12 protein-coding genes and 1 pseudogene are annotated in these 12,976 nt (G+C 33.5%); all 13 read right to left on the reverse strand.

The window, feature by feature from the left end; all coding sequences use genetic code 11:
* Positions 1-504: 504 nt before the first annotated feature.
* Positions 505-1,482 carry a tyrosine-type recombinase/integrase gene (locus MKY78_RS19230; RefSeq protein WP_339217972.1) on the reverse strand — a complete coding sequence of 326 codons (978 nt, stop codon included), beginning with the start codon at positions 1,480-1,482 and terminating at the stop codon, positions 505-507.
* A gap of 1,009 nt (positions 1,483-2,491) precedes the next feature.
* Complete coding sequence (locus MKY78_RS19235; RefSeq protein WP_339214977.1) at positions 2,492-3,025, reverse strand: GNAT family N-acetyltransferase; 534 nt, start codon at positions 3,023-3,025, stop codon at positions 2,492-2,494.
* Between the two features lie 402 nt (positions 3,026-3,427).
* Positions 3,428-3,649, reverse strand: a pseudogene (locus MKY78_RS19240) (IS110 family transposase); the annotation flags it as partial.
* A 429-nt stretch (positions 3,650-4,078) separates the two neighbouring features.
* Positions 4,079-4,294: a hypothetical protein gene (locus tag MKY78_RS19245; protein WP_339214978.1), complete on the reverse strand. Its 216-nt coding sequence runs from the start codon at positions 4,292-4,294 to the stop codon at positions 4,079-4,081.
* 222 nt (positions 4,295-4,516) lie between these two features.
* The gene (locus tag MKY78_RS19250) at positions 4,517-5,062 is read right to left on the reverse strand and encodes a hypothetical protein (RefSeq protein ID WP_339214980.1); all 546 of its coding nucleotides are present in this window, start codon (positions 5,060-5,062) and stop codon (positions 4,517-4,519) included.
* Between the two features lie 413 nt (positions 5,063-5,475).
* The gene (locus MKY78_RS19255) at positions 5,476-5,925 is read right to left on the reverse strand and encodes a DUF3995 domain-containing protein (RefSeq protein ID WP_339214982.1); all 450 of its coding nucleotides are present in this window, start codon (positions 5,923-5,925) and stop codon (positions 5,476-5,478) included.
* 353 nt (positions 5,926-6,278) lie between these two features.
* Entirely contained in the window at positions 6,279-7,394 is a 1,116-nt protein-coding gene (locus MKY78_RS19260) for an IS4 family transposase (protein ID WP_339213018.1), read from the reverse strand.
* A gap of 277 nt (positions 7,395-7,671) precedes the next feature.
* Positions 7,672-8,091 carry an arsenate reductase (thioredoxin) gene (arsC, locus tag MKY78_RS19265; RefSeq protein ID WP_339214984.1) on the reverse strand — a complete coding sequence of 140 codons (420 nt, stop codon included), beginning with the start codon at positions 8,089-8,091 and terminating at the stop codon, positions 7,672-7,674.
* 113 nt (positions 8,092-8,204) lie between these two features.
* A complete protein-coding gene (locus tag MKY78_RS19270; RefSeq protein ID WP_339217974.1) occupies positions 8,205-9,494 on the reverse strand; it encodes an arsenic transporter in 1,290 nt (429 codons plus the stop codon).
* A gap of 26 nt (positions 9,495-9,520) precedes the next feature.
* Positions 9,521-9,865: a metalloregulator ArsR/SmtB family transcription factor gene (locus MKY78_RS19275; RefSeq protein ID WP_339214985.1), complete on the reverse strand. Its 345-nt coding sequence runs from the start codon at positions 9,863-9,865 to the stop codon at positions 9,521-9,523.
* Positions 9,866-10,389: 524 nt separating this feature from the next.
* Positions 10,390-10,932, reverse strand: a complete 543-nt coding sequence (gene lepB / locus MKY78_RS19280) for a signal peptidase I (protein WP_339214987.1) — start codon at positions 10,930-10,932, stop codon at positions 10,390-10,392.
* Between the two features lie 94 nt (positions 10,933-11,026).
* The gene (locus tag MKY78_RS19285) at positions 11,027-11,500 is read right to left on the reverse strand and encodes a GNAT family N-acetyltransferase (RefSeq protein WP_339214988.1); all 474 of its coding nucleotides are present in this window, start codon (positions 11,498-11,500) and stop codon (positions 11,027-11,029) included.
* Between the two features lie 45 nt (positions 11,501-11,545).
* Complete coding sequence (gene yunB / locus MKY78_RS19290) at positions 11,546-12,325, reverse strand: sporulation protein YunB (protein WP_339214989.1); 780 nt, start codon at positions 12,323-12,325, stop codon at positions 11,546-11,548.
* Positions 12,326-12,976 lie beyond the last annotated feature (651 nt).

Genomic DNA, 12,976 nt, shown 5'->3' on the forward strand with positions numbered 1-12,976 from the left:
TGCAATCTATTTATAGTTTACTATAATAATTACCATTTTTGTTTACTAATTAAATTGAAAGGAAGGAATAAAGGGTCGTATATGGCATGTATGCTGTAGAAGTGTATGGAAAAAGTGGTTCATTTAATTCAGAAATATATCAATAAGTAGAAAATAGTATGGAGCATAGTAAATTAACATCTGCAAAAAATCACGAGTGTCATTTTATAAGAATATTGCTTTTGGAATTTCAAGAGGCAATATATAAATTGTTGATCACCCTTCTAGTTAACCATAATTTATTTATGTAAATTAAATAAATGATTTGTTTAATTTGTAAAAAAATGGATGCTGCAAGAAGCGAATTCTAAGAGAATTATCTGGGTGATTGTACATAAATGCAAAGTAAATTCGCCTGAGAACGAAGAAGAATCAAAGAAAACAGTCGTAAAACCCAATAATATCAAGGTTTTACGACTGTTTTTATGCACGAAAAAACATAAGTGATTAGAGGTTTTAAGTGTTTTAATGAAAGAATCGGGATACATCTTTGTTCTTCATCGCTCTTTTCTTCTGTTCATTGTTAACATGCGTATAAATCTGAGTTGTATTAAGATTGCTATGACCCATCAGTTGCTGAATTGTCACTAAATCTACACCATCACGAACCATTCCGGTTCCAAAGGTATGCCGTAATTTATGAGAAGATAATTTCTTTTGCTTTAAATAATGAAAACCTGGTTGTTGGGTTAACCGTTCAAAGGTTTCTTCCGTTATCTCTTGAATTCTCCTTCTGGAAATACGAGTTCCACGCTTTGAAAGAAAAAAGGCATTAGCATGATCAGGCTTCGGAACTCCTCGATACATTTTCTCGTATTCTAACAACAGTTGATACAATGGAATGGGGAGGGGGATATAACGTGTTTTATTTCCCTTTCCCAATACCTCGATACCAGGTTCGTCTTCATCTCGAATTAAATCCGATAAGTTTAGGTTATAAACTTCTACTACTCGCAATCCAGCCAAACTCATTAACATAAGAATACATCTATTTCGGATATGATATTGCCCTGGTGCAATGGATAAAAGAAATTGTTCCAGCTCCTTGTCACTGAGATATGTAGGCAGGCGACCATTCTCTTGCTTGGCCATATCTACTTCTAAAGCCGGATTATAGGATAGATATTCTGCCTTCACTAAGGATTTAAAAAAAGTACGAAGGGTCATTAACCGTCTATTTCGGCTTGATTTTGCTGCGTTCCGATGTTGCTTTCTTAAAAACGATGCTATATCTCTTTTAGATACGGTGTTCAGCTCAACACATTCGCTTTCTCCAAGATTTATATACTCCAGGAATAGCTTTACATCATAAAAGTAAGAGTGGATCGTAAAATCGGAATACCCTAAATCCTCTAAATATGTTTGGAATATCTCTAACTCTTCATCATAGTACGATAGAATTTCTTGTTTCAGATCTGTAGCATTACTTTCGGCTATTTTCAGTGTATGTCACTCCTTTGATAGATAATCGATGACCTTATTATACTGTAATTTCATTTTAACCGCACATAATAACAATTATGTGCGGTTAGATGGTAGAAAATGGGGGTAATATTGCTATAGATACACTATAATTATCATATTTTTCGCTCAATTAAGGAGCATTTAAGCAGTAAAGAAATGATCTAGAACCATGACAATGGATAAAAAAGGGATTATTGTGTAAATGAAGCAAGCTGGAGTAATTGTGTTGTTAGAAGAAATAGTAGCGAAAGAAATTATTTGAGAAAATTTCACAAGGGATTAACAGTAGATTATGGGGTTGGTCGTTGAAGTTAACGACATGATCTATGAATTGATACATGGATAGTATTAGTTTGGACATGGACAAGTTATCAGAGTATATAATGTGAGCATTGGAAACTAACAATTAATATATTAAATCGAGTAAAGCCAAAAAAATGCAGCAGTAATTTTGAAAACTTTAGTTATTGATATAGGTTAATAAACTGTTAGTTATATAAAAATAGAATGATTCGACAGCTGCTTAATTAATAAAGTTATTTAATTACAAAACGATATTTCGATCAAACACATTGTATGGCCAAATAATTTTAAGCGCGTTATATAATTAAATTTAATTTGTATAATAGCGTTTTTAAAATTTTGTCTCACTATCATGAGTATACTTTAAATATGAGATGATATTCAGTGCTTTTTTGATAACTTCCCATAATAAGTATTATGTAAACTAGATAATTGAAAAAGCAAAATTGGATTGATTAGCTAAAGGCTGATAAGATGTCTCCTCCCTTGCTTAATTGTATACTTTTATAGATATTGAAACATATCAATACTAATTCCTTCGACTTTTTTAGTTAGAAATTAGTCTTGATATGCCAATTTTACGACATATTCAAAAAAACAGTCTTAAAATTTTGATCACCGAAAAGTAGGCAATCTACTTGGATCCCCTACTTTAACTATTGCACCCTTTAATTGAAAAAAGAGTTTATTGATAGCCCGACCTAGTTAACCCATATATGTCTGAATGCTCAAATACCCCTGATTTAAGAATATCTTCTTTTAAAACTCCCTCTTTTTTCATCCCAACATTTATCATTACTTTACTTGATGCGGGGTTCTTTGACATAGCCTTTGCCCAAATTCGGTTAAGATTTAGATCTTCGAAACCATATCTCACTATTTCCTTAGCAGCTTCGGTTGCATAACCATTTCCCCAATATTTTTTACCAATCCAGTACGCTAATTCAGCCTTTTTATGGGTATCGTTTATACGAATCGTCATCGTTCCAATTAAAATGTCTTCAGCTTTTAAAACAATAGCAAAAGGAAAAATATCATTTTTCATCATTTTAGGATGGTTTTCAATCCACTGTTTAGCCGCTTCTAATGGATATGGATGTGGTATGCCTAATGTTGTTTTAGAAACATCTTTGTTGCCAGCCAATTCTTGGACCCTGGTTGCATCATCTATTGTAAATTGACGAAGAATTAAACGTTCTGTTTTTAATGTTATTAACACTTCCTAACACTCCCTCAATAAAGTTAATTTTTCTTCCAAATACTCGCGTATTCTCAATATTTTATAAACACTAGTTAGTTGACACACCTTATAGATAGTTAAAAATTGAAAGTAATTCAATTTATTTACAGGTTGGGGGCCATCCTATCTGCCAAACTGGTATTGTTTGGAAAACAGTTTTATAACCGTGCTAGGAAATCTCCACACAAATCACGGTCGCTAACCCTCCCATGTCTCTCCGGATCGTATCCATACTTTCCTTCGTCCTGCGTATCCATGAGGTGGAGGTTGGAAATGCTCCTATGCTGGGTCTAATGCCCGAATGGATAATATATACTCCAACTCTGCACTATTGGTGTTTGTATGAGAACTAATAATCGTATTTGATGTGTTTCTAAAGGCTTAAGCAGCCTGTAATGCTTCCTTTTGTGACAATCCTCTTAATAACTTAGATCCATCAAACTCACATTGTCTTTGGCCAATGACAAATAATACACGTAATAACTTACAACACAAGGCAATGAGTGACTGTTGCTTTTTCAATGGTTTTTCAGACCGTGTTGTATAGTGTTGATGCAGGGCTTTAAACGTTGGATTATGGGCAACTAGCGGACGAATGGCTACTAAGCTTCTTTTTCTCGGACATGGTATTTGTCTCCTCTTCATTCTTATGTCTCTAATTATAATATTCTTTGTTACTTATAGCTATCTTTATTTAATCAAAATCTATGGTATATATTCCGCTTACAGTATAGGCATTAGTCAATCTTTAGTTCTCTTTAGAACGTTTTTATTATGTATGGTCTTTTTATGAAAGCTTCTTTATTATCTCAACTGTTAATTCGACTAAAAATATCGTTAGCAGGCACAGTAAAACTAATTTCCACCATTTCAAATAATTCTCCTCCAATGCACGTTTTAAAGAAGTAGTTATAACCTATGAAAGATATCGCAATCAATAGAAAAGTTGATATAACTACATTAAATAAAGACTGTCTTAAAGAAACATGTGTTTTTGGATTTTATCTACAATTTCACAATATTAAATATTCCTTAATCCTGTTGGTTACTCAATAACGTTTCCACTTTCTTTTCTAATTTTTCAATTCTGGCTTCCTGTTTTATAAGAATTGTAATGAACACTGCTAATACGACTACAAACAAAATAACTAATGCCCAAATGTTTTCTATGATAAAACCGAGGAAGAAAAATACAAAAACCCAACAAATAAAGATACAAGCAAATAATGTACCAATAAATTCCTTCAATTTAAAAATTCTCCTTCATTTCATAATTGATCTTTTATTGTCATTAACTTTTAATAGTTTATGCCCGAAAGCATAATAACTTCTACCTACATACAAACATAATAATTTTTAGATTAGAAATAGCTGGTCATCTACGACCACTTTGTTTTACTTTTATAGCATATAGTGGATATAGATTTCTCCACAAACCGCTTCTCCAAACAACTTTTCCTCTTGCACCGGTTAGCTTAATAATTTATCAATTCTTCCTTTAACTTCAAGTGGTAAGGAATGATTCATTGCTTCCTTTAACAAATGCGGGTATGTAACACCATGAGTTCTGAAATACTTTTCAATAAGCATAGCTTTTTCTTGTTTGTTTGGAATTAATAAACATAAAATATACCAATCCTTAAGCGAACATAAAGGAATATCAACCCCATGTATTTTTTTGTGAGCTACAATGGATGCCTGTTGCAGTGATAGTTTATAAATTCCTTCATCATGTTGTATTGCAAATCCACCCATCACATCAATATCGACACCATTTATTTTATATTTAGAGAAATATTTGGTACGAAAGGGGTTAGCACTTAATGCTTCTTTCGGTTTTCCGATGGATGACATAATTTTATTGAATTTGGTAGCATTTCTTTCATCTACTAATATATCGATATCATTTGGTTTATCGATTATGTTATAAAAGCTAAGGAGTAGTGAGCCACCAACTCCCCAAGTTATATTTTCATTGCTTAATCTGTCTCCGATTAAAGATAATGTTTCTAGCACATTAAACCTCCTAACCTTACTGTACCTTCAAGTAACATTAACATCATTATACCAAGACTACAGCAAGGTAAATTTGTATTGTAGAGATCAATATCTCTATTTCGATACTAACATAATATTAGAACAACCTTGTTGTTAGAAAAAAGCGATCACCTTATTAAGCACTCTGCGGTTACCCTAAGTACATTATCTCGCAAGATAATTATAAAAATGATATTCTCCAACTCTAGCACCTGTAACAAAAAACTATTATCTAAATACTAACATAACATTCCGAAATATAATTAGAATTCAACTGCAAAAAGGGTAATCCAAGTTGGATCACCCTCATTAATTTATTGCTTCCTATTCTAGAAGAGTGTGTTAGAATGAATGGCTTATTTGAGAAAATCCGTCGAGAGTTGAAAGAAGATTTACTGTTTTTTAACAGAAAAAAAGTAAAAAATCCCACCAATCATCCAAAAAGGTTCCCAAAAAAATAATCGCCAAAGCGTTGCATATAAATCTAAATCAAAATCTAAGATATTTATCGTACTTAAGGTAATGGTGATGAAATTAAGGAGCCCATATAAAAACAGTAAGGTCCCTACAATTTTCACAACATAATACAGCGTTCTATTTATGATAGGCTTCTTCCATTGAACAAGAAGAAGCAATAATAAAAGTAATCCAAGCAATTTCATAAAACCGGTAAGCCAAACAATCTTGATGAATGACGGGGAAGGGTTTAGGGACATTTCATATATAGAACCCCCTAGAAATCTAACACCAAGTAAGCCGCCCATTGCCCAATAAAAGCTCATACCTGAAAAAATGATAGTCCAAACAATGCCGAACGTTATAATCAAGTAATTCCTCTGCATTGGAAAACACTCCTCTGTTATAGTCTTGCACTTTTATACTAATCAGATATTCATCTAACATATTTTTCTGGAAGTCTATCAGAACTTAAATATGATAGAATAGTTTTCCATCTAGTACTGGATTATTTTCATATTCCTATCAATAATAACCATTTCCATCGTGTAAACTTTCTCTCTCTAAAACTAATACAGTATTAACTAAAAGTCACTAGTGTTGCAAAAATAATGTCGTAATTTTCAGTTTTATTATATCTTCTGTTTAGAGCCAAAAAAGTAAATACCGAATTAAAGGTGGCTCCATCCATTTGGAAATAATTTACAATTAGACCTGTGTGACAACGACAATTTGCTTATTAAGGGACGGATTTGCCTTCAATCTTTCGAAGCCAAATATGCGCTGGTTTCCATAATGCAGCCCTTAAATAACGGCTAATTTGTAGCGTTTTTCGCTTGCTTTTTGTTTCAATTTGCACAAGAACATGAAGGCAAAAAACAATAAGTGCGATAAATACTTGGTTTTGAATCGCCCATTCGCTCTGACCGTAAAACTTCTTAATGCTGAGATGTTGTTTGATCCATTTGAAGAACAATTCAATTGCCCAGCGTGATTTGTACATTTCTGAAATCTCTTCGGCACTTAAATCAAAACGATTTGTAATTAAATGGAGTTCATTTCCCTTTGAATCCAAGACCTTTATCAGGCGAAAATAATTTTCAGCACGGTTTTGTGTAGTACCAATTAAGACCATTTGGTCTGATAAAACAGGCATATTTTCGGGCAACTTAAAGTTGTAAACTTCCCGTATGACTGCGTTTTTCCGCAGCCTTGAAAGGAAAAAGTAGCCCTCGTCGGTCATGCGGTCAAAACGTTCGTAGTCTAAGTAACCACGGTCGAACACATACATGCATTCTTTGTCATCTACCATAATTTCAAGCTGGCCTCGGTCATGTTCTTTTGCAGTTGTCATTACGGCTTTTTCTGGGTAAGAAGTGCCTTTTTCCATAAATACAAGACGCAGATGCAGTTTCACTCCTGCCTTTGTTTTGCGGAATTTTGCCCATTTATGATTCGTCAAATTCAGTGGCAAAGTGCTAGAATCAATAATTTTTAATGGCATTACAAGTTTCGTATAATGCGTTTTGGCATGAATTTGTGATACTAAATCGAGAAACAGTCTTTGGAAAAGGTCGGGATTCAGCCCATTTAATCGTCGTGATAACTGAGAAATACTAATAGAATCAAGGTCGATAGCCCTTTGAAGCTTGTCATCGAAGAGGCAGTCACTTAGTGCATGAAGACTCTCGACTTCCTGTAGCTGTGCAAAAAGCAGTAACTTTAGGAACGACTCTGTCGTTAATTTTTTCGTATAGAAATCTAATTTCAATGTTTTCACCTGTTCTTCAAATAATTGAAAATTAATTGGTGAAAACCATTGTCCAAATGAAGTTTTTCGTGTAATCTTGTCCATGAGATTTGTCCTTTTTAGTGGATTTGGACGGGTTTACCACCTGACTTATCCATTATAAAGGACTTTTTCTTTGCGCAAAACAATAAAATTGAACATTTCGAGTATTTTTAATAATAAAATTAATTTAATGCAACGCTAGTGACTAAAAGTATATATGTATTTACATATAGAAAAAGGCTATTCTCTTACTTGAAGAATAGCCTTAAATTAGTTTATTTGCATAATTTTTTAATATACCGTGAGCCTTAATATACTTCAAATATCAACCTAGTATATTTTACTCTCCAGTTTCAGCAAAACGTTTAATACGTTCCCCGATTTCATCACGTACACGTTGGAATACTTGCCACTTTTCTTCATCTGTGCCTTCTGCTTTTGCAGGATCATCAAATCCCCAGTGCTCTCTTTTTACATGTGGTGGTGTCATTGGGCAACGATCAGCAGCATCACCACATAGGGTAACTGCCATTGTCGCATTGTTTAAATAATCGCTATCAATTAGTTCGGATTCTTGCTCGGAAATATCAATTCCTACTTCTTTCATCGCTTTTACCGCATTAGGGTTTAATCCATGTGCCTCAATCCCAGCGCTTCGAACTTCCCATTCATCACCTAGAAGCGCTTTAGCCCACCCTTCTGCCATCTGACTTCTGCATGAGTTACCAGTACATAAGAAATAAATCGTTTTTTTAGCCATAATCATTCTCCATTTCTATTTTGTTTTTTCAATATTTATCTCTATTTTTTCTTAGAATTGCTGCTGTTTTTACCATCAATCGTACGTATGATTCAATTCATTTATTAATACCATTACAAGAAATAAAGCGTAAGATATAATCCAAGTAACGTAATGAATAGGATAGGAATGGTTAAAACAATACCCGTCTTAAAGTATGTTCCCCAGGATATCTTTACTCCTTTTTGTGATAATACATGAAGCCATAATAAAGTGGCTAATGAACCAATTGGTGTTATTTTTGGCCCTAAATCAGAACCAATAACATTGGCGTAAATAAGTGCTTCACGTATTACTCCAGTCGTGTTCGTATCTGCAATGGCAATCGCATCAATCATAACGGTTGGCATGTTATTCATAATGGATGACAGAATGGCCGCTATAAATCCCATGGAAATTGTTGCAACAAATAATCCTTGCTCTGCAGCAAGCTGGATTAAATTAGCTAATAGATCCGTCAACCCAGCGTTACGTAAGCCGAATACAACGACATACATTCCGATGGAGAAGAATACAATACTCCAGGGTGCGCCTTTGATCACTTCCATGGTGTTAACTGCCTTACTTTTTCTAGCTACTAGTAGGAAAAAGATAGCAATAACCCCTGCGACAATCGAAACTGGGAGATGGATGAACTCACTAACAAAATACCCAATTAATAAAACGGATAATACATACCAGGATAGATTAAACATCTTCTTATCTTTAATTGCTTCAGAAGGTGGGTTTAATTGTGAAACATCATAGTTCCTCGGGATACTTTTTCTAAAGTAAATTAAAAGGATCACGATAGTTGCAACAAGCGAGAAAATATTTGGTATAATCATTCTCGTTGCATATTCCACAAATCCAATATTAAAAAAGTCTGCAGAAACTATGTTGACTAAGTTGCTGACAACAAGTGGTAAAGAAGTTGTATCAGCTATAAATCCGCTCGCCATTATAAATGGGAAAACCATTTTTTCTTTAAAATTCAAATTTCGAACCATCGCTAGAACAATTGGTGTAAGTATTAATGCTGCACCATCATTTGCAAAAAAAGCTGCAACGATAGCACCAAGTATACTTACATAAATGAACATCTTTATTCCATTACCTTTTGCGATTCTTGCCATGTGCAAGGAAGCCCATTCAAAGAACCCAATTTCATCTAATACTAACGAAATAAGGATAATTGCTACAAATGCTAAGGTTGCATTCCAAACAATCCCTGTTACCTCAATCACGTCTTGAAAACCAACGACACCTACTAAGAGTGCCAAGATAGCACCACCACAGGCAGACCATCCAATTGATAATCCTTTTGGTTGCCAAATAACGAATACTAATGTGACCAAAAAGATTATTATTGCGAGTATTCCCATTGCTGACAAATAAGTTCCCCCTTAAGTTAACAACAAGTAATTCGTGTTCCTTGTTCTTCTAATTTTCTTAATTTATCATCTTGATTTGGTAGATGTTTTAGGATCTCTTGAACAAATGGATAATGTTCATGCGATTTATTCATGGAGTAGAATATCCATTGACCTCTCCGCTCTTCTTTTATTAATCCTAAGTCTCTTAACTTACGAATATGTTGACTAATGGATGGTTGGCTTGTTTTAAATATTTCCACAAACTCACATACACAACAATCATGCTTATCAAGTAACTTCATCATAGTTAAGCGTGTCTTATCCCCTAATAACTTTAAGATCGCTGACGCTTTATCCATTTCAATAGTTGCTTTTGACATACTCTATTCACCACCTAATGCATTTATTTATAATTATATAATGATTTGCTTATATAAACAACATATAAAGTTAGCTAACGTTAGCTATTTTCAATCAAAGGGAGATTATAGCTTCTCCCTTTCTTCTTCCTATCTACTATTTATCAACATGATTTCAAGTCTGTTGATCTTTGGATTTAAAAGAGGATTTACTGTCAAGTAGGTTTAAATCGTGCATGTTTGATTGATATAGGCTTAAGTTAAAATAGTAAACTGCTAATTATACTGCACATCTTGTTGGTTGGCTGTTCAACAATTTGTTCTAAATGTATGTTCAGAAGTTGAGTAAATTTTGTCATGAGCGTATCTTGTATTTAACTCGTTTGAAGACCCGTTCGTTCTTTCCGGTCAGTAGCGCATAGCCATTTTGTAGCAGCTATTATAGTTATAAAATCAAAGAGGATGATAAAAAAGTGCAACACTCTCTATTGGAGTAGATGCACTCTTTTATGCTAAAAATTCTAGTTGAGGTTTGATTAAATAATTTATTTCGTTATAATTTTTATTTCATTTAATGGATAGTAAACAATATTCGTTGTTCCAACTACTTTATCGAACGGTATTGCTCCAATATGTCGGCTATCTGTACTATGCCTTCTATTATCGCCTAACACGAATAGGTGGCCTTCTGGAACGGTTTCACTACCTACTGCGGTATCCTCTAAGGTAAAGGATCCTGTTAGTGTGCCTTGTGTTTTTTCTTTAAAACTATCTAAATAAGGTTCATCATATTCTTCTCCATTTATATATAAAACATCATTCTTATATTCAATTTTATCACCAGGGAGACCAATTACACGTTTAATATAATCTTTACCTTCCGGGGCGTGAAACACAACAATATCAAATCTTTCGGGTTCCCCAATTTTTGTTACAATCATGCGGTCCCTGTCCTGTAGAGTCGGATTCATCGAAGATCCGTCCACTACAACCGGTGTAAAGATAAATGTGCGAATAAGGACGACTAATACAATTGCTCCAATTATCGGCTTGAACCATTCTAATATTTCATTTTTCTTCTTTGCCATTTCTCAGCCTCCGCTCAAGTTATTTAACTATATACTTATTTTACCATTAGTTAAGCAATCTTATATATATTTTTCCAAACTATTGTTTGACTAGCTAACTAGTAAACTCTTGAATTAATCTACCTTCCTCTGTTCGCTCAGTAAAGTTTCCATTTGTGTATTCCTTAATGACATTTCTCCAAAATAACTGTGCTGGTTTATTTTTACCCATTTGAAAAACTTCCCATTTTCCCTTATGTAAACCAAATATATCTTTAGCTACTGATGTACCTAAACCAGTTCTTCGATACTTTTTCATAATAAAGAATTCAGATATAGAATAATAGGAATTCGTTTCTGTTGTTATTCGTTTAACTAAAGCAAATCCTGCATAATGTCCATTTATCTTAATTAGATATGGGAAATGATTATCTTTCGCCCAATAATCGTTTAACGGATAGTTGTTGTATTTCCCATTTTCTTCAACGTGTACATCAATAAACTCCGAAAAATCGTAAATATAGAATTGTAATAAATTCGATAGTATCTCTTGTTGATCTAAACGCGCATAAATCAATTCATAGTGCATCTGTAGCTGCTTCTCCTTTATTTCATAGCAATTAGTAGTTGGACTTTAATCATCTTCCAAATCCTCTTTCGGAACTGCAATAGGAGGATTACCTCCACTACCACCGTAAATTTCCGGCACTTCTCCCATTATTAGACTCTTGTCAATCAATATTCGAGAGCTAACTTTAGTAACATCCGTTGTAAATGGTATCATAATTTGAACTTCTGCTTCGACCTGTACATATAGCGAAACATAGACATTATTAATATCTAACTGTTGAATTTCTTCTATTAGTTCTGTTTCCACATTACCTATTAGCTCAAGTTTAACGGGTATTCTTGGGCCTAGGTTAGCTAGAATTGAATTTCCTATTGCTTGACCTATTGGTATTTCTATAACGGTTGGATCACGATCAACCAATTCTTCCACCGTGTCCCCATATACTTCTGGCTCTCCAAGAGGATTAGAATACTGTGGGGGTAATCCTCGATTCATACTATAGAAAAATTCTTCCACACGGTCTGTTGCTGCACGTTTAATTTTATTTACAACAGAGGAATTATAACCAATTATAGATACATAACCTGCTTCATTCCTATCCGTTATCGCTAAATCGTCAAACGAATATTCTTCAGCAAACTTAACAGCAGAATTGATTCCTCTAGTAGCAAATTCTTTCGTTTTTCTCTCGGCAATTTGTACGATAGTTGGCGTTATTTTATGATCAACAAATTCTAAACTAAAATATGTAATCACAATGACTAATAGAAAGGAGAGAAATAACAAAAATCGTGTAGAAGATGCTGTACCCCCTTTATTTAAACCTATCCGATGCTTTTTCATAAAAACCCACCTCAGTACAATCTATGCTTGTTCTAAGATGGGTAGGACTTAAATTTGTCAAGTGATTAATATTAAAAAAATAGTATCTAGTTGTTTATCTTGTTATGTTCGTAATTTCAATACGTTTATTACTATATTAACATAATATTCCAAATAAGGAACCGATATTTTTTGATGAAAAGCGGGTAAATAATCTCCCTATTAACTTTTGTTATCCTATTCGTCTCCTCTCTAACTAACAATATGCTAGCAGATATTCCTTTTTACTATATTCTAACCTAATATTCCATTATCTGAATAGAAACCTTATAATGTTCTAAATTCTTATCCCTGTTTATGAAAGCTAGATAAACTATCTTATTACGTTCACCTAATATCTTATGAGCTTATACTTTTATAATATAGATGGTACACAGCCAATGGTTCGAAACCTAGCGTAATGAACAAACATAGTTTACTTATTTTTGATTTCTTCTAATAAAGTAATTACTCGTTCATTTTGTCTTAATAGTATTATTTTGCTTTCTAATTTCCGTAAAATCGTATAAAAACACAAATAATATTACAGTTATAATGATCAGCACATCATCTTCCCCCTAATTTAAACTCTGCTTCCACGTAAACGACATCGTTTCAAACCTATGATCTTTA

The sequence above is a fragment of the Ornithinibacillus sp. FSL M8-0202 genome, assembly GCF_037975285.1.
In the GTDB taxonomy this organism is placed as follows: domain Bacteria; phylum Bacillota; class Bacilli; order Bacillales; family Amphibacillaceae; genus Ornithinibacillus; species Ornithinibacillus massiliensis.